We start from the raw sequence: 18,150 nt of genomic DNA on the forward strand, positions 1-18,150 counted from the left end.
TTATTATCACTTTTCAAGCCTAGCAGAGAAATAAAAATTAGCTGTAATGGCTTGTAAACAGTCAATTATTTTTGCTTATTGATAAGGTCGTAGGCCGCTTGAATATCTTGTGTTTTTTGCTTAGCAACCTCCATCATTTCAGGGGGTAAACCTTTCGCGACCAACTTGTCAGGATGATGCTGGGACATCAACTTTTTGTAAGCCTTTTTGACCTCTTGTTTAGAGGCATCTGGCGAAACACCCAGGACCTTATATGCGTCAGACAACAAAGATTTTGGGCTGGCTCCCGTTTGTCCGGCTCTTCCATCTTGGTGGAAAGACTCCCCCGCAATGATCATTTCCAGTAACTTGTCTAAGTCACGTGTTGAAAAACCAAGTGTGCGAGCAATACTGTGAAGAACCTCTCTTTCGGCTGGATCTAAAGAACCATCCGCGAACGCTACTTGTATTTGAATCTCAATAAACATCAATAAAATGTCATGACGACCTGAACAGCTTCGCTTAAATTTTTTAAGACGCTCAGCCAATGGAAACCCGACTGTTTTACCATCTCTAAACGCTTCTTGAGCTTGACTACGCAATTCTCCCTTTAGGCCCAATTTTTCCATATAGGCTGTTGCGAATGCGATTTCATGCTCGGTTACTCGTCCTTTAGCCTTTGCAATGTGCCCCATCACAGAAAATGTCGTGTAGAAGAATGCAGCCTGTCGCTTCTCTTCGCTTTGCTCTCCTAAGTCATCAAAATTGAGCCCTAACCCTTTGTCGAAACGATGGCCTAGCCACATACCTAACAATGCGCCAAAGATATGTTTTGATAACATAAAGCCAAAAATAAAGCCTAACAGCTTGCCCCAGTACCGCATTTATAGCCCTTTCAGTTGCTTGTTCAATTCTTCTAAACGTGCTGGCGTTCCAACGTCAGTCCACTCACCTTTGAGTAGTTCAGCACTAATAACTCCGCGTTCAGCACCTTGTCGTAACATTGGACCCAACGCAATCTTCTCTTGACCTGAAATCGTATCAAAGAATGTCGGATGATAGAGGGCTATGCCACTGAAGGTATATGATTGTTCAACTTCCTCATTCAAATTACTTAGCATTCCGTTCTTTATCGCAAAATCACCTGACACGTTATGCTCTGGGTTATCAACTAAGAACAGGTGCGCTAAATTTCCCTGTGCAAGTGTAGGAAGTATTAGCAAGTGTGGGAGAAGAAATATATCACCATTGATGACTAAGAAAGGCTCATTGCCAAGCATCGGCAACGCTTTAGCAATGCCGCCGGCAGTTTCTAATGCCCCCTCTGACTCAACACTGTAATGAATGTTAACGCCAAATTTCTGCCCATCCCCCAAGCGTTCAGGGAATTGTTCAGCAAGCCATGCACAGTTAATCACAATATCGCGGATACCAAGACTGGCTAGCCGTTCTATATGATATTCAATCAGTGATTTACCATTTACCGATAACAAGGGTTTAGGTGTGCTATCGGTTAGCGGCTTCATTCTTTCCCCGCGTCCTGCGGCCAGGATCATTGCTTTCATACTGATTTAGCCTTTAATGCTGGCGCCACTTTTTTAGCGACAAAGTCAGACAGTGGCGCTAGCTCAGGGTAACGCGCACCTATATCAATAATGTAAGTCAACGTGAGAGGAATATCTTTTATGTAGCCAGGTTTGTTGTCTCGTAACAATAATCGAGCAAAAATACCTGCTGCTTTGATATGTCGCTGTAAGCCAGTTAAATCAAACCAACGATACCAGGTACTTTTCGCAATATTAAGTTCAAATGCCTGCGAGGCCTCGGCAATATACTCGTCTAGCAACGGGATTACTTGCGCATCGGGCCAACGCACATAACAATCACGCAGCAGTGACACAATGTCGTAAGTGATAGGCCCTTTTACCGCATCTTGAAAATCAATAACACCCAATTCGCCATCGTCAAGCACCATAATGTTTCGGCTATGATAGTCACGATGCATAAAGACGTGAGGCTGTTCTTGTATATTGAAGTTCAAATACACAAAGCTTTTCTGCAACATCCTCTGCTCTTCATCAGTTAACGTTAGTTGTAAATATTCAACTAATAACCATTCTGTAAAAATATGCAGTTCTCGCTCAACAAATTCTCTATCAAAATTGGGTAAATTGTCCGAGTTGGCTTTAGCCATGATAGGTATGAGAGACAATGCTTTGTGATACCAACGATGCATTGAGTTATCGGATAACACATCTGCCAATAACTGCTCGCCAAAATCCTCAATGACAAAAAAACCGCTCTGTTCATCAAAGTGGTGTATTTTTGGGGTATGAATAGAGGCTTGTTGCAGGTGCTGGCAAACAGCAACAAACGCATCGTTATTGCACAGCGCAGGAGGGGATGTAACCGCTAGATACGTTTGCTGCTCAACATTAAAACGAAAATACTGGCGAAAGCCTGCATCACCTGTTAGTGGGGTTAGTGCCGAGTGTGAATGATAACCACATTGTTCAAGCCATTGAACCAATGCAGGTTGTTGAGGTCCTAAAGACAAGAAAAATCCCTGAAAAAAGACAAAAAAGCCAATATAACCAATTAGCGACTTAAAGAAAATTACGATATTATAACGACGTTTATCTTCATAATAAGTTAAAAAGCGCAATCAGTTGCCAGAAACGGAAGTTTCAGCGATTTATTTTTTAATTTCGGACACTAGATGCATTTTCCTCATCATAAACTTTGGTTAATAAGCTGCTCGCTGCTCGCATGTTCAAATGCAATTGCCCAAGAACCAACTCAAGAACCTGAAAGACTAGTTTGTCCATTACCTTCATTTGAGCAAATTCTCGTACCTAAAAATGCGGCAACTGACGAAGGTGTGCTGCAAATACTGTCACAAACCTCTGCAATAGAAAAAGACGAAGTTGCCACGTTTACCGGTGGTGTGACATTGGCACGAGATGATCAAGCGATAGTAGCTGATGAGTTATCATTTAATCGTTTGTCGAATGAGATCAAAGCGTCTGGCCAAATTCATTTTCAGCAAAACGGTATTAATGTCTTTGCACAAAATTTGGCTGCAAGCCAAGAAACTAATGCAACATCTTTAGAAAATACATCCTATTACTTGAGTGACTCTCCAGCACATGGCGCTGCTGGTAACATTGTGGTTACCGGTGATGGAGATTTGGTATTAGTGGATTCAAGTTTCACTACCTGCCACGGTGAAATTCCAGATTGGCAACTTAAAGCCAGTGAAATATACATTTCTCAAAAAGAGAATAAAGGCGAGGCCTATCATGCTCGCTTTGAATTACACGAAATACCCGTATTTTACCTACCCTATTTTTCATTCCCAATTACCGATGAGCGCAAGTCTGGTCTATTAGAGCCCAAAATTAGCTCATCGGATAAGTCTGGGGTCGAAGTAGAAATTCCTTACTACTGGAATATCGCAGAAAATTATGATGCGACATTTACACCGCGCTACATGTCAAAGCGAGGTTTGCAGCTATTAACCGAGTTTCGTTACCTCGTCGATGATCAATATGGCCAGCTAGATCTCGAGTATTTAGATAAAGATGACGAAATCACCACCAATGATGATGCCCGCTATTTATGGCGTTATCAGCACATTGGTACATTTTCAGAAAATTTCCGTGCTCATGTAGATTACACGTCAATAAGTGATGACAATTACCTTGTTGACATTGGCAGTCAGCATTACAACTCTAATGACGCATATCTATACCAAATCGGAGAGCTGGCATATTTTGGCGATGGTTGGCAATCCGTGATCAAATTGCAAGATTTTGAAGTACTGGGAAATCATATCCAAAGTTATAAAACCGTGCCTCATATTGAAATTTCCGGGCAACAGCCGCTCGGCTTTTGGAACGGTACTTTCGATATGTACTCAGAGTTAACTCGCTTTGAAACACCTGATATCAATTTACCAGAAGCAAACCGCTATCACGTAGAGGCGGGCTTTAACTTCCCGATTAACAGACCAGCGTACTTCTTCAATTCTGAATTCAAGGTATTACAAACCTACTACCAACAAGACCGAATCCCAACCGATTCAAATCTCGAAGAAGACGTCAGCCGTACTTTACCTAAAGTGAGATTCCATGGTGGTGTCAACTTTGACCGTTTGTCGACATTGTTTGGTGAGAACTACACACAAACGTTAGAGCCACAACTACAATATTTGTATATCCCAGACAAAGATCAATCTGACATTGGCGTGTACGATACCGCTACGCTGCAAGATGATTATGAAGGCTTGTTCAGGGATAAACGCTTCAGCGGTCTAGACCGAATCGCAGAAGCTAATCAGTACTCTTGGGGTTTGACAACACGCTTCTTAGATGAAGATCATGCTGAAAAATTACGGGTGAGTTTAGGCCGAATTGTTTACCTGAATGACAGCAATTTCGCTGCTGATGAGGAACAAGGCATCGCTGAAGATAAATCAGCACTTGCTGGTGATGTTTTTCTCCGGGTGAGTGACAAATGGCAGTTTAGTGGCAACATTCAGTACAACACAGACACTAGTGAAACGAATGTTAGCCAAATGAGTGTTGATTACCGACACAACCGAGACAATCTATTTCAACTAAACCACCGATACGCGAGTAATATTTCTGATACAGAAATTGAGCAACTATCTTTGCTTTCTAGTGTCAGAATAAACCGAGAGTGGCAATTTGTTGGTCGATACACAGAAGATTTACGCGGCAAGCGCAGCATAGAGAGCTACGCAGGCTTTCAATATGAAAGCTGTTGTTGGGCTGTTCGCCTAGCGTATCACCGACATATTAACTCGGATATAGAAGAAACCAATTTTGCCGGCGACAACCGCGATGAATTTGATACGGGATTCGTGTTACAGTTCGTCATTAAAGGCTTCGGCAATAAGAAATCGTCGCTAAGTACTGAAGATATGTTTAATGCAAGCATCTTTGGTTACAAGCGCCCATATTTTCTAAATAATTAAGACTATAGATAGATGAAGAAAACGATTACTGCATTTACTCTACTAACATCATTGTTACTGGGGTTCTCATTACAAGCAAAAGCAGAAGAAGTATCACTAGACAAGGTTGCGGCTATCGTCAATTCAGGTGTGGTACTTGAGTCTGAAGTACAAGACTTACTAAAAACCATAAAAAATAATGCTGAGCGCAACGATCAAACGCTCCCATCCGACAACGCATTACGCACACAAGTCATGGATAAACTGATAAACGATAGCCTAATGGTACAAATGGGCGAGCGTATGGGTGTACAAGTGAGTGATGCTCAATTAGATGACACGCTAACCAACATGGCGCGCGAAAATAATTTAACGCTGGAACAATTTCGTGATGCATTGATTGCCGACGGCATTGTCTATGAAAAGTATCGTGAAAGCGTTCGTACCGAGCTAATTTCAGGCGAAGTTCGCCGTGCAAACGTTCGTCGTCGCATCTATATCTCTCCGCAAGAAGTCGATAACTTAATGGCTGAAATGCAAAGTCAAGAGAGCCTAGACGTTGAATATAACTTAGGTCATATCTTGATTGAGTTCCCACCAGAGCCAACACAAGAAGACATGAACAAGGCGAAAGTACGCGCCGACAAAGTTATCGAATTGTTAAATGAAGGTTCAGACTTTGCACGTATCGCAATTGCTTCATCAGGCGATGCCAATGCGTTAGAAGGTGGTGAGTTAGGCTGGAGAAACATTAACGAATTGCCAACCTTGTTCTCAGAAATCATCGAAGGCAAAGACAAAGGCACAATTTTAGGCCCTATTCGTACGGGTTTAGGCTTTAGTATCGTCAAGATTTTAGATATTCGTGGGCGACAAGTCGTTGAAGTGGAAGAAGTCCGAGCTCGTCATATCTTAATTAAGCCATCTATTATTTTAAGTGAAGCAAAAGCGGAGGCTATATTGCAGGGCTTCCTTGAGCAAATCAATGCAGGTGAAGCAGACTTTGCTGAGTTAGCAAAAGAGCATTCTGAAGGCCCTACTTCAGTGCGCGGAGGTGATTTAGGCTGGGCTGACCCGAATAGTTATGACCCTGCGTTTAGAGACGCGCTTGCTCGTATGAAAAAAGACGAATATCACAAGCCATTCCGCTCTTCGTTTGGCTGGCACTTAGTGCAACTTAACGATCGCCGCACTATAGATGCTTCAAAACAAATGAACGAGAACAGAGCATATCAACTTCTATTTAAACGTAAGTTTGGTATGGAGTCTGCGCGCTGGATGAAAGAAACGCGTGATGAGGCGTATATCGAAATTTTTGAAGCGGATAGCGAATAATGACCAACCGCATTGCCATAACGCCGGGTGAGCCAGCCGGCATTGGACCTGACCTAGTAATCGCACTTGCCCAACAAGATTGGGACGCAGAACTAGTTGTCGTAGGTTGTGCAGACCTTCTTAAAGAACGAGCTGCAGCTTTGAACCTTCCATTAGTGCTAAAAGATTACAGTGCTGATGATAAGGCAATGCCTCAAAAGGCTGGTACCTTGACAATTTTGTCAATGCCGACAGAAGCACCTGTGGTGCCGGGCCAACTAAACCCAAGCAACGGTGCATACGTTGTCGATACATTACGCGTTGCCAGCGAGAAAAATATGTCTGGCGAGTTTGATGCTGTAGTAACGGGTCCGGTGCACAAAGGCTTAATAAACCAAGCTGGTATCGCATTCAGCGGACACACCGAATACTTTGCCCACCAGGCAAACTGTTCAGACGTGGTCATGATGTTAGCAACACCCGGCTTACGTGTCGCATTAGTGACTACTCACATACCTCTCGCCTACGTATCTAAAGCGATTACTACCGAAAGACTGCAAAAAGTAACCCGAATCCTTCATCAAGATCTCCGCGATAAATTTGGTTTAAAACATCCAACTATTTATGCATGTGGTATTAACCCGCACGCTGGTGAAGATGGCCACCTGGGGCGGGAAGAAATTGAAGTGATGAATCCCGCATTTGCGGAATTACGCAATGAAGGCATTAATGTCATTGGTCCTTTGCCTGCTGATACTATTTTCCAAGAAAAGTATTTAGAAAACGCTGATGCCATCTTAACCATGTATCATGACCAAGGTTTGCCCGTGTTAAAATACAAAGGTTTTGGTCAGTCGGTAAATATCACATTAGGGTTACCTTTTATTCGCACTTCTGTGGACCATGGCACTGCACTTGAGTTAGCGGGAACTAATGAAGCAGATACAGGTAGCTTCATTGAAGCGTTAACCACAGCAATTGATTTAGCTAAAAATAAAGCATGAACAAAAATACCCATTTAGGTCACCAAGCTAAAAAACGCTTTGGGCAAAACTTCCTTCACAATGATGCCGTTATCAGCCGTATCGTTGATGCTATTCACCCACAGTCTGGTGAAAATTTAATTGAAATAGGTCCAGGTTTAGGTGCTTTGACCGAACCAGTTGTAGAACGAGCGGGAGATTTGTCTGTTGTCGAGCTAGACAGAGACTTGGCAGAAAGACTTCGTCATCACCCATTTTTAGCCAAACACCTTACTATCCATGAAATTGATGCGTTGAAGTTTGATTTCTCGCAATTGGCGAAAGCCGATCAACCTATGCGTATCTTTGGTAACTTGCCTTACAACATTTCAACTCCCCTAATTTTTCACTTGTTGACATTTAAAGACCTAGTCAAAGACATGCACTTTATGTTGCAAAAAGAGGTTGTTGATAGAATGGCTGCCCAGCCAAATACTAAAGCTTATGGTCGACTATCAATCATGACGCAGTATCAATGTCAGGTTATGTCCGTAATGGAAATTGGACCAGAGCACTTTAAACCAGCACCTAAGGTAGATTCTGCTATAGTTCGATTGATTCCTCACACGGAAATAAAAAATCCAGTAAATTCTTTGGAAACGTTAAACCATGTCTGCGTAACGGCATTTAATCAGCGTCGAAAAACTATTCGAAATAGCTTTAAAGAGATGATTAGTGCAGAAGAAATCGAATCGCTAGGTTTATCTCCCACATTGCGCCCTGAAAACCTTACTATCGATAACTTTATTGCTATCGCTAATTTTGTTGATCACAAAAAAACACAGTAGCTTTTAATATGCAGTTATCCTCTTCAAACGACACATCTATCGACATTCGTATTGCGACCAATTACTTGCGTCAACAATCAACGCCCGAAAATAACGAATATGTGTTCAGTTACACTATCAGCATCACCAACAACGGTGATGCGCCAGCACAACTTATGAGTAGACGCTGGATTATTACGGATGCCAATGGCGATGAGTCTTACGTTGAGGGCGAGGGTGTCGTTGGCAAACAGCCATTAATTGGACCAGGAGAAACACACACATATACCAGTGGCTCGGTCTTTAAGACACCAATCGGTACGATGCATGGTCAATATCAGATGAAACGCTTGAACGGTGAGACATTCTGGGCAAATATTCCAGTATTCCGATTATCGGTTCCAAATATTCTTAATTAACATGGCGCTATATTTAGTAGGCGATATTCAAGGGTGCTTTGATGAGCTTGAAGCACTCCTTACTAAAGTAAAGTTCTCCCCAAACAAAGATCAACTCTGGCTTGCTGGCGACCTTGTTGCTCGCGGTCCCAAATCCCTCGAAACACTAGAATTTGTCAAATCTCTGGGCGAGAGCGCAAAATTTGTGTTGGGTAATCACGACCTCCATTTACTTGCCATCGCCGCAGGTATGAAAAAAGCAAAAAGCTCAGATAAACTTACTGCCCTACTAAACGCACCAAATTTAACGTCTATAACGGACTGGCTGGCACAACAGCCTTTACTGCTGCAAATACCTAATGACAATGCTTATATGTCTCACGCCGGTTTATCCCCTCAGTGGACTGTTAAACAAGCCGTTAAACAAGCCGCTTTTGCTCACAAAAAACTATCTGGTGCAAAACGTGATAAGTGGCTCTCAGTTATGTACGGTGAAGATCCTAACGACTGGCAACTCGTTCAAACAAAAGAGCAGCGCTTCCGTTACACCATAAATGCCTTTACACGCATGCGTTACTGTTTCAACGACGGCACGTTAGACTTTACCTGTAAAGAGCAAATCAAAAATGCCCCCTCCGCACTTAAGCCTTGGTTTGAGCTCACTAAGCTAGGAAAAACAAAATGGGTGTTCGGTCATTGGGCCGCATTGATGGGCGATTGTTCAAGAAAAAATGTCTATGCACTTGATACTGGATGTGTCTGGGGAGGGCATTTGTCAATGCTTCGTTGGGAAGATAAGCAGCTGTTTACAGAAAGTTCACATTTAATTGACAGCTAGGCTGCTGATTTTCAAAGAATCGCATCTTTTAATGAAAAACATTTTTCGCTTGTTATAATGTGGAAATATTACTAAATTTAAATCAATTTCTGTCGATACCTACAAAAGGATTTGTCTAATAATTTCGACAATTTTGAATGCTTTAGTTCAACCAAACTACTCTAATTCTAAACGGTGGTGTCTATGAATTTAACTGTTGCGGTAAAGATCATTGGTGGGTTTACCATACTCGCATTCCTTTTGGTGGTAACCAGTGTATCTTCATTGTTAAATCTTAATGCTGTACACGACTCTACATCAGAAGTGAGCGAGCTTGCTATCCCCACATTGGCGGGCAGTAATCAACTGACTGTTGAGCTTACCCAAATGGGTAATTTAACGCTTCGAGGGTACTATCAGTCAGAGCTCGAACCATTGGCTGCAAACAAACAATCTTTTGATGAAGCAAACGTTAAGTTTACAAATGAACTTAAGACGTTAAAAGGCGTTGTTCAGCAAGAAAGCGCGCTAATTAGCAACTTACGTAAGGTAGACAGCGTTTATGATTCTTTTAATCAAAACGTCACGTCGGTTTTTGCCAACCGACAACTTGCTATTGAAAGTGCTTCAACACTTACTGAAAACGTAGACAACCTAGAAGAAATCGCAGATGACGCTGCAACCTTACTGCTTGACTTGGCTGACCACGATTTAGCAGATACAGAGCTACAACGTGCTGTAGACATGGGCGAAGTGATTGAAACATCATTGAACAGTATCGTTAGCTCGGCATTCGAGTATCGTGATGCGTTGGACGCCTCGAGCGTTGATATTGTTGCTAGCGAAATAAGTAATACCTACACAGAGTTAAATCGCAACCTTGGTGACGTGCTGAGCGAACTGAACAGCGCAGGTGCAGAAGATGAAGCATCAGATCTGGAAGATGCATACAGCCAAATTAAATCATTGGTTGGTGAGACAGGTTCTTTATTCGCAGACAAGGCCTCACAATTGAATGCTATCGCTCAAGCGACATCATCACTAAGCGCCGCAGAGAGTGATATCGCAAGCGCAAACGCTATTCTTGCCAAACAAGTTAGCCTAGCAAATGACACAACAAACCAGAAAAATCAGGAAGTTGAAGATTCAGTAAGTGGTGGTAACTCACAAACTATTGTCATCATGATTATTTCTATTATTGCAGCAGTCGTCATTACCCGCGTTACGTTACTGAGCATTACACGTCCACTATCACGTGTTAACGAAATGCTAAACGTCGTGGCTTCTGGTGATTTATCTCGTAAGCTTGACGACTCAGGTAAAGACGAATTTGCACAGCTTTCTCGCAACTGTAATGCCTTAATTGATAGCTTACGCAGCCTAATCCAAGGTATTGTGAGTCGCTCGACTCAATTAGCAGCAGCGGCAGAGGAAACTTCAGCGGTTACCGCACAGAGCACTACGGCTATTGAAGAGCAACGTAATCAGGTTGAGCAAGCGGCCTCTGCGACAACGCAAATGAGTAGCACGAGTCAGAGCGTACTTTCGAGTGCAAACGACGCGCTAGGTGAGATTAAGCAAGCAGATGACGAAGCGGAACGTGTTAAGACAATATCCAACAAAAACCGTGAAACTATCCAACTACTTGCTCAAGAAGTTGAATCAGCGTCGCAAGTTATCAATAAACTGCAGCAAGACAGCGCCTCAATTGGCGGCATCTTAGACGTTATTCGTGGCATTGCAGAACAAACTAACTTACTTGCACTTAACGCGGCTATTGAGGCGGCACGTGCGGGTGAGCAAGGTCGTGGTTTCGCGGTTGTAGCTGACGAAGTTCGTACGCTAGCAAGCCGTACCCAAGAATCTACACAAGAGATTCAAAATATGATTGAAGTACTTCAATCAGGTGCAGAAAAAGCTGTATCAGTAATGGATACCGGTAAATCACAAGCAGCGAATTGTGTTGAGCAAAGTGAGAATGCAGATAAAGCGCTTGAGACTATCACGCATGCTGTTCATGAAGCATTTGACCGTAGTTCACAAATCGCAACAGCAGCTGAAGAACAAAGCGTGGTTGCCCATGAGATCAGTGAAAACTTAGAGTCGATTGTAACTATTGCTGAGCAAACAACAGCGGGCTCACAGCAGACAGCTTCTTCAAGCAGTGAAGTAGCGCGTTTAGCAGAAGAGCTTCAACAATCAGTTCAGGAATTCAAACTGTAAACTGATAACGAAACAAGCAGATAGCAAAAAGCCGCATTATGCGGCTTTTTTTTTGTGTAATACATACCAATTAATTTAACGCTTTATTTCACTTCGACTAATTATACCCAGCATTCCTAAAATATATGCCTAGCGGACAGCTTTTCAAGGTAAGCTAAATTTACTTTTCTAAAGTTAGGATCGCCCATATGCCAATTGATCTTCTTCCTGATCTATGTGATGAATTTGAAGATAACGTTCGAGTCATAGAACTTCCCTTTCAACACTTTGGGGAAAAGACTGAGTTCTCGGGCAAAGTTGTCACTGTCAAATGTTTTGAAGACAACTCTGTCGTAAAACAGTTAGTGAATACCCCCGGTAATAATCAAGTCATGGTTGTCGATGGTGGCGCATCCATGCGAAGAGCGTTGCTTGGCGATATGTTAGCAGAAGCTGCCGTTAAGAATGGTTGGGCAGGTCTTGTGATTAGCGGATGCATTCGCGATGTTGCCACAATCAACACGCTTAACCTCGGCGTCAAAGCACTTGGAACAAATCCAATGAAAACGGAAAAGAAAGGTGTTGGAGAAAAGCATGTCCCAATTACGTTGGCAGGTGTTGAAATTAGCCATGGAGACTGGCTGTACGCCGATTTGAACGGCGTAATCATCTCACCAGTTGAGTTATCAACAGAATAGCGTTAATGCGCTATTTTCGTTGATATACGCAAAAGTCTAAATCGTATTGGTTCTTCTCATCGGCTACAAAGATATTGCTAGCGGTTTTTTCCCATTCTGACAAATCGTATTCAGGAAACTGAGTGTCCCCGTCGATATCAGCATCGATATGGGTAATATAAAGACGGTCGGCTTTAGGCAAACAGTGCGCATAAATAGCCCCTCCACCTATCACCATAATTTCTTCCACTTCACCAGCAGCTTTAAGTGCTTCATCAACCGATGTCACACTTGTCGTGCCTTCAGCTTCATAACTAGGATCACGAGAAATGACAATATTTAAGCGTCCAGGCAGTGGACGACCTATCGATTCATATGTCTTACGCCCCATGATCACAGGTTTACCTAAGGTCGTCTTTTTGAAATAAGCTAAATCAGCGGGTAAATGCCAAGGCATATCGTTGTCTTTACCTATTACGCGGTTATGTGCATGCGCAACAATCATTGAAAGAGTGCTCATAATCTGTTTATTTTTGCTATGTTAATGACTACTTTTTGGCTACTTCATTTCTTGCTAAAAAAGAAATGAAAGTGGCTAAAAATATCACTGAACTAAGTGTATGTGTATTAGTAGTAATGAGGGGTTATCGTGTTGTTTTCAAGGGTGACTGATAAAAGACAGAAATAAAAAATATATTTAATTTAATCACTTACATCAGTCACAAAGTGTCAGAATATTTAACAAATACCTGTAATCCATTACCATAAAAATAGATTTAACAATAATATCATAAACTTAAATATATGGTTTGGTTTTTGCTGTGAGCCTTACCGATTGGAATCAAACACTTATTCTTTTTATATATCGGAACAACATAATGAAAAACAATTTATTAAAAGGCATAGTTGTTGGCTTAAGCCTTTTTATATGTGGTATTGCGAATTCATCTATCTTACTTTCAGAAGTGAGTGAAAATGCTTATATTACTATCGATGGCTACGATATAGCTTGGGCAAATCCTTGCGGCCTAGGACCGAGTTCATGTGATCCACTTGATCTGTCTTACCAGTCTCAATTTGGCTGGCGTGCCATGGATTCTGTGCTTTTTAATCAACTAGGCATTACTCCTTGGGATTTTGTATTTGAAGGTGCAAATGTTGACTATTTCACGGGGAATAATTTAGATGAGTCTACAGGTGCAAGAGTGGCTAATTTATCTGGTTCACTGCCGAACGGTAATGTTGCCGTAGCTGCACCTTGGTTTTCAAATAACTATACTCACATCGATTGGGGCAATGGTCTAGATGGTTACTGGAGCTTTTCTGATAATTTTGCAGTAGGCTACTATGATACCCTCGTTGTGCGTGAATCATTAACAGTGCCAGAACCTTCAACGGTCATCATGATCGCAATGGGTATATTTGTTTTATCGACACGTCAATTCAGAAACGCTAAGTAATAAGCCGTCGATAAAGACAAAAAAGCAGAATAATCTCAATTATTCTGCTTTTCTCTAAATGTTGGCACTACTGCCATTTTACTGACTATGTTTCGCTTCTAACTTTTCAATTCATATGAAGATGCAAACATAATGAGACGACAACACCTATTCTTTGGTGTAGACGACATTCTCATCCCAATAATCGTCATCATCGTCGTCCCAATCATCGTCGTCATCATCCACTTCAGACATCGCATCTTGATGATACGTATCCCATTTGAACTCAACGCTTTCTTCTTCTTCGGTGCTTTCTTCTTCTGCAGGTAAGCTATCGATGAAGCTCATCAGATCTTGGCAAAGCTCTTCTGTACCCATTTTATTGAACGCAGAAATACTGACAACTTGTCCTTCCCAGCCTAATGCGTCAACAATTTCTTGCTTCACTTCTTCTGCTTCTTCATCAAGCATCAAATCTAGCTTGTTAAGCACTAACCAACGCGGTTTGCCTGCAAGCTTTTCTGAATGACGTTCTAATTCTGAAATGATCGTTCTTGCGTTCTCAACAGGATCCGATCCATCAACAGGCATCACGTCGACGACGTGAAGCAATATGCGACAACGTTCTAAATGTTTGAGGAACGTTGTGCCTAGGCCAGCCCCTTCGGCTGCACCTTCAATTAAACCAGGGATATCCGCTATAACAAAACTACGCTGTGCATCTAAGCGTACAACACCTAAATTTGGCACTAGTGTAGTAAATGGATAATCAGCCACTTTTGGCTTAGCTGCAGAAACACTGCGGATCAGCGTTGATTTACCCGCGTTTGGTAAACCTAATAAGCCAACATCAGCAAGCAATAACAACTCAAGTTTCAGGTTGCGAATCTCACCTGCAGTACCGTTTGTCTTTTGACGTGGTGCACGGTTAGTACTGCTCTTAAAACGTGTGTTACCTAAACCGTGCCAGCCACCTTTAGCGACCATTAACTTCTGTTCGTGTTTAGTCAGATCACCGACTTGTTCGCCAGTATCAACATCTACTGCACGCGTACCGACAGGCACCTTCAAGAAAAGATCTTTACCGCCTTTACCCGTACAATTGCGCGACATACCATTTTGACCACGCTCTGCTTTATGAAAGCGCTCAAAACGATAATCTATAAGGGTATTTAGGTTTTCATCAGCTACTAAGTAAACGTCACCACCATCACCACCGTCGCCGCCATCTGGGCCGCCAAATTCAATGTATTTTTCTTTACGAAAACTGACGCAGCCATTACCACCGTCACCGGCTTCTACGCGAATTTCGACTTCATCAACGAATTTCATAGGGTGTTGTTTACTCCGTACAGGAAATAATTAATTTGAGATTGCTTGTTAGTATAAGCGATTTTGTCAGCTTGCCCAATGTCAGCAAAGAGTAAGCCTGTTACTTATAGAGCAAAAAAAAGCCCCGCTACGTCGTAGCAGGGCTCTTTATTCTTGTAACGCGTAAATTAAGCAGAAACGATGCTTACGAATTTACGGTTCTTAGGACCTTTAACGTCGAACTGAACTTTACCGTCAGCTAGTGCGAATAAAGTGTGATCTTTACCGATACCAACGTTGTCACCAGCGTGGAACTTAGTACCACGTTGACGAACTAGAATGTTACCTGCTAAAACTTCTTGACCACCGAAACGCTTAACACCTAGGCGTTTACTTTCTGAATCACGACCGTTTTTGGTACTACCTGCTGCCTTCTTATGTGCCATCTTTAAATGCTCCTAAAATTAGCCGTTAATACCAGTAATCTTCACTTCAGTGAACCATTGGCGATGGCCCTGCTGCTTACGTGAATGCTTACGACGTTTGAACTTAACGATTTTAACTTTGTCGCCACGACCTTGAGCAACAACTTCAGCTGTTACTTTACCGCCGTCAACTAAAGGTGCGCCAACTTTGATGTCGTCGCCATTTGCGATCATTAAAACGTTATCGAATTCAACTGTAGCGCCAACTTCTAGTTCAATTTTCTCTAAACGAACTGTTTGACCTTCAGTCACACGGTGCTGTTTACCACCGCTTTGGAATACCGCGTACATTTGCTACTCCGTACTGCACCAGCTAGTCATTGGTGCGTAAATTTAAAAATATAGGGCGCGAATTCTACGCGAACGGTTTACCGATCGCAAGGCAAATATGACATTAATTAGATAATTTTTGATAAGTCTGTGACAACACTTCATTCCAGCGTGAATTAGTGTACACTTGTGCGCACTTAACTCTCGAAATTTTCTTGTTTTTCTTGCTATGAATTTGAGCGAAATTCAGTCTCTCGCCTCTGACGACATGTCGGCAGTCAATGAACTTATCTACGGCCAGCTACAATCTGATGTAGCGTTAATTAATCAGCTTGGTATTTACATCGTTAACGCGGGCGGTAAACGCATGCGTCCGATGCTCAGTGTTTTGGCAGCTCGTGCGTTGGGTTATGAAGGAAAGGATCATATTTCGATCGCCGCGATCGTTGAATTTATTCATACCGCCACATTACTTCATGATGATGTAGTCGACGAATCTGAGCTTCGCCGCGGTCGAGAAACCGCTAACGCGATGTTTGGTAATGCTGCAAGCGTATTAGTTGGTGATTTCCTTTATACACGCTCTTTTCAAATGATGGTAAAAATCAATAAGATGCGCGTCATGGAGATTCTGTCAGATACCACAAATGTGGTCGCTGAAGGTGAAGTACTTCAATTGATGAACTGTAATAATCCTGATACCACTGAAGAAAGTTACATGCAGGTTATTTACAGCAAGACAGCTCGTTTATTCGAAGCCGCCACCCAATTAGCTGCTGTGATCGGCGATCATGATCCTACGATCGAGCAGGCACTTGCCGACTATGGTAAACATCTTGGCACTGCGTTCCAGCTGGTTGATGACATAATGGATTACACAGCAGACGCGAAAGAAATGGGCAAAAACGTAGGTGATGATTTAGCAGAAGGTAAGCCTACCCTGCCATTAATCTATGCGATAGAGAAAGGCAACGACAAGCAGCGCCAACTTATTCGTGATGCCATTGAACACTGTAATGGTATGGAACACCTAGATGAAATTCTTGAAGCACTTAAAGAAACAGGCTCGTTAGAATACACGCAAAGCATTGCCGAGCAAGAAGCTGACAAGGCAATTAACGCTTTAGCACCGCTCCCTGATTCACAATACAAAGAAGCATTAGCAGCGCTTGCTCACATCGCAGCCAATCGCTCTAGCTAACGTTTCGCTTCGATTCAGCAAAATCAAAAAAGCCGCAATATGCGGCTTTTTTGTTCTCTTGTAAATTCTATTGCTGATACCACTTACCAGCCAATGATGTAGCGACTCTTTTTATCCAGTAGCTTTTTAAAAATTAGTGCTATCGCATAACTGATAGCAATTACAATCATTGTTACTACCAGCGTCGTCAGAATATTTCCCTTGCCTGCAAGACCTGCTAAATCGGGACTGTCGTATATCATCCACCATGGTGTGGTAATCCATGGGTGAATGAAATAAATCGCGAAGCTCACATCCGCTAGTTTTTGTAAAAAACCTACTTGAATGTGCTCAAACTTATTGAGAAGCGCCAACAACACCAAAGTTAATAATATTTTCTGTGGCAACATTAAATCAGGCACTGTCAATTCAAATGCGCCTTTATTCAATACACCAGCACCAAAGAAATGCGCTTGGCCAATCGCAAGTGCAACTGCTGCAAGCAGCATTAGCCCCCAGAACTTATCAATAAAGGGAAACAGTTTATCTCGATTTTCAGAGCTCCACACACCGAATAAGTACACAGGTAAGAAGTAGAACAATGACTGGATCGCATTCAAATTAGAAATAGGACGATGAATGATCATCGCAACGACAAATAAAGGTATCGCAACCGTAAGCAATGATTTTTTCTTGATTAAGTCCATTACCCAAGGCGATAAAGCAAATAACATCATACCCATAGGAATATACCAATAAGCTGTCAATGCTCGTCCCGTAACGACATACCATGTGGCAGCGGATGTGACATCTTCAATACTGGCGTATTGCCCATGTAAATCAGGCGAATTCCCCGCAGTTAAATGCCAAATGATCCAAGGTAAAGAAAGGATCAAGTATGGGACGAACACATATTTTGTTTTATTTCGCATGTACTTTTCATAGTCCCAGCGATGATAAAACACGTGATGAAAAAGAAAGCCTGAAATGAATACGAAAAAGACGGTGCCATTCATCATGAGGTTGAACCATGCTTTATCCGCAAAGGTTTCTATTTCCCACCCAGCTGGACGATAACAATGGGCCATCACAATAAAGATAATGGCAATACCACGAAAGTGATTAATGCTATTCAAAAAGCCTTTCTTGGCCGGCTTTTCACTCGCTTTTTCTTGCTGCATATTAGCCCCAACACATGTCTTATCTTTCCACTATAAAAGCGTTAACAACTTTTTGTAAACCAAAGAATTTATAATTATTTGTTCGATAATTGCCCAATTTGTTACTTCGCGTTAGAGTGTTGAAAAA

18 protein-coding genes are annotated in these 18,150 nt (G+C 42.2%); 10 read left to right on the forward strand and 8 right to left on the reverse strand.

Annotation, left to right across the window (positions count from 1 at the left end; all coding sequences use genetic code 11):
* Nucleotides 1–65: 65 nt before the first annotated feature.
* From djlA to ACFSJY_RS03100, 3 genes are read right to left on the reverse strand one after another with little or no spacing between them, the layout of a single operon-like run.
* Complete coding sequence (gene djlA / locus ACFSJY_RS03090; RefSeq protein ID WP_386030996.1) at nucleotides 66–863, reverse strand: co-chaperone DjlA; 798 nt, start codon at nucleotides 861–863, stop codon at nucleotides 66–68.
* Nucleotides 864–1,544 (reverse strand): N-acetylmuramate alpha-1-phosphate uridylyltransferase MurU, encoded by a 681-nt coding sequence (murU, locus tag ACFSJY_RS03095; protein WP_386030998.1) that lies wholly within the window; start codon nucleotides 1,542–1,544, stop codon nucleotides 864–866.
* Nucleotides 1,541–2,536 (reverse strand): aminoglycoside phosphotransferase family protein, encoded by a 996-nt coding sequence (locus ACFSJY_RS03100; protein WP_386031001.1) that lies wholly within the window; start codon nucleotides 2,534–2,536, stop codon nucleotides 1,541–1,543. The genes murU and ACFSJY_RS03100 overlap by 4 nt, the downstream gene beginning before the upstream one ends.
* A gap of 162 nt (nucleotides 2,537–2,698) precedes the next feature.
* Between ACFSJY_RS03100 and ACFSJY_RS03105 the strand changes: the two genes are divergently transcribed.
* The 8 genes from ACFSJY_RS03105 to ACFSJY_RS03140 all read left to right on the forward strand — a co-directional run bounded on the left by ACFSJY_RS03105 (nucleotide 2,699) and on the right by ACFSJY_RS03140 (nucleotide 12,178).
* Nucleotides 2,699–4,981, forward strand: a complete 2,283-nt coding sequence (locus ACFSJY_RS03105; protein ID WP_386031003.1) for an LPS-assembly protein LptD — start codon at nucleotides 2,699–2,701, stop codon at nucleotides 4,979–4,981.
* Nucleotides 4,982–4,993: 12 nt separating this feature from the next.
* Nucleotides 4,994–6,295: a peptidylprolyl isomerase SurA gene (gene surA, locus ACFSJY_RS03110; protein ID WP_386031005.1), complete on the forward strand. Its 1,302-nt coding sequence runs from the start codon at nucleotides 4,994–4,996 to the stop codon at nucleotides 6,293–6,295.
* A complete protein-coding gene (gene pdxA, locus ACFSJY_RS03115; protein WP_386031006.1) occupies nucleotides 6,295–7,278 on the forward strand; it encodes a 4-hydroxythreonine-4-phosphate dehydrogenase PdxA in 984 nt (327 codons plus the stop codon). Before surA ends, pdxA begins: the two co-directional genes overlap by 1 nt.
* Nucleotides 7,275–8,084, forward strand: a complete 810-nt coding sequence (gene rsmA, locus ACFSJY_RS03120; RefSeq protein ID WP_386031008.1) for a 16S rRNA (adenine(1518)-N(6)/adenine(1519)-N(6))-dimethyltransferase RsmA — start codon at nucleotides 7,275–7,277, stop codon at nucleotides 8,082–8,084. Before pdxA ends, rsmA begins: the two co-directional genes overlap by 4 nt.
* An 8-nt stretch (nucleotides 8,085–8,092) precedes the next feature.
* Nucleotides 8,093–8,482, forward strand: coding sequence for a Co2+/Mg2+ efflux protein ApaG (apaG, locus tag ACFSJY_RS03125; RefSeq protein WP_386031010.1), 390 nt, complete (start codon nucleotides 8,093–8,095; stop codon nucleotides 8,480–8,482).
* 1 nt (nucleotide 8,483) lies between these two features.
* Nucleotides 8,484–9,299, forward strand: coding sequence for a symmetrical bis(5'-nucleosyl)-tetraphosphatase (locus ACFSJY_RS03130; protein WP_386031012.1), 816 nt, complete (start codon nucleotides 8,484–8,486; stop codon nucleotides 9,297–9,299).
* 183 nt (nucleotides 9,300–9,482) lie between these two features.
* Nucleotides 9,483–11,501 carry a methyl-accepting chemotaxis protein gene (locus ACFSJY_RS03135; protein ID WP_386031015.1) on the forward strand — a complete coding sequence of 673 codons (2,019 nt, stop codon included), beginning with the start codon at nucleotides 9,483–9,485 and terminating at the stop codon, nucleotides 11,499–11,501.
* Nucleotides 11,502–11,689: 188 nt separating this feature from the next.
* On the forward strand, nucleotides 11,690–12,178 hold the full coding sequence (locus tag ACFSJY_RS03140) for a putative 4-hydroxy-4-methyl-2-oxoglutarate aldolase (RefSeq protein WP_386031017.1): 489 nt from the start codon (nucleotides 11,690–11,692) through the stop codon (nucleotides 12,176–12,178).
* Between the two features lie 10 nt (nucleotides 12,179–12,188).
* Here the strand turns inward: ACFSJY_RS03140 and folA are convergent, their stop codons facing one another.
* A complete protein-coding gene (gene folA / locus ACFSJY_RS03145) occupies nucleotides 12,189–12,677 on the reverse strand; it encodes a type 3 dihydrofolate reductase (RefSeq protein ID WP_386031019.1) in 489 nt (162 codons plus the stop codon).
* Nucleotides 12,678–13,035: 358 nt separating this feature from the next.
* Here folA and ACFSJY_RS03150 point away from each other — a divergent pair, with 358 nt between their 5' ends.
* On the forward strand, nucleotides 13,036–13,617 hold the full coding sequence (locus ACFSJY_RS03150) for a PEP-CTERM sorting domain-containing protein (protein WP_386031021.1): 582 nt from the start codon (nucleotides 13,036–13,038) through the stop codon (nucleotides 13,615–13,617).
* A gap of 147 nt (nucleotides 13,618–13,764) precedes the next feature.
* Here the strand turns inward: ACFSJY_RS03150 and cgtA are convergent, their stop codons facing one another.
* From cgtA to rplU, 3 genes are all read right to left on the reverse strand, one after another.
* Nucleotides 13,765–14,928, reverse strand: a complete 1,164-nt coding sequence (cgtA, locus tag ACFSJY_RS03155) for an Obg family GTPase CgtA (RefSeq protein ID WP_386031024.1) — start codon at nucleotides 14,926–14,928, stop codon at nucleotides 13,765–13,767.
* A 167-nt stretch (nucleotides 14,929–15,095) separates the two neighbouring features.
* Nucleotides 15,096–15,353 (reverse strand): 50S ribosomal protein L27, encoded by a 258-nt coding sequence (gene rpmA, locus ACFSJY_RS03160; RefSeq protein WP_386031026.1) that lies wholly within the window; start codon nucleotides 15,351–15,353, stop codon nucleotides 15,096–15,098.
* Nucleotides 15,354–15,371: 18 nt separating this feature from the next.
* Nucleotides 15,372–15,683 carry a 50S ribosomal protein L21 gene (rplU, locus tag ACFSJY_RS03165; RefSeq protein WP_386031028.1) on the reverse strand — a complete coding sequence of 104 codons (312 nt, stop codon included), beginning with the start codon at nucleotides 15,681–15,683 and terminating at the stop codon, nucleotides 15,372–15,374.
* A gap of 208 nt (nucleotides 15,684–15,891) precedes the next feature.
* On the opposite strand from rplU, the gene ispB reads away from it, so the two are divergent.
* Nucleotides 15,892–16,863 (forward strand): octaprenyl diphosphate synthase, encoded by a 972-nt coding sequence (ispB, locus tag ACFSJY_RS03170; RefSeq protein ID WP_386031030.1) that lies wholly within the window; start codon nucleotides 15,892–15,894, stop codon nucleotides 16,861–16,863.
* 83 nt (nucleotides 16,864–16,946) lie between these two features.
* On the opposite strand, the gene ACFSJY_RS03175 is transcribed toward ispB, so the two are convergent.
* Complete coding sequence (locus tag ACFSJY_RS03175) at nucleotides 16,947–18,023, reverse strand: acyltransferase family protein (RefSeq protein WP_386031032.1); 1,077 nt, start codon at nucleotides 18,021–18,023, stop codon at nucleotides 16,947–16,949.
* Nucleotides 18,024–18,150: the final 127 nt, after the last annotated feature.

Source organism: Thalassotalea euphylliae (assembly GCF_042682785.1).
Lineage (GTDB): Bacteria > Pseudomonadota > Gammaproteobacteria > Enterobacterales > Alteromonadaceae > Thalassotalea_F > Thalassotalea_F euphylliae.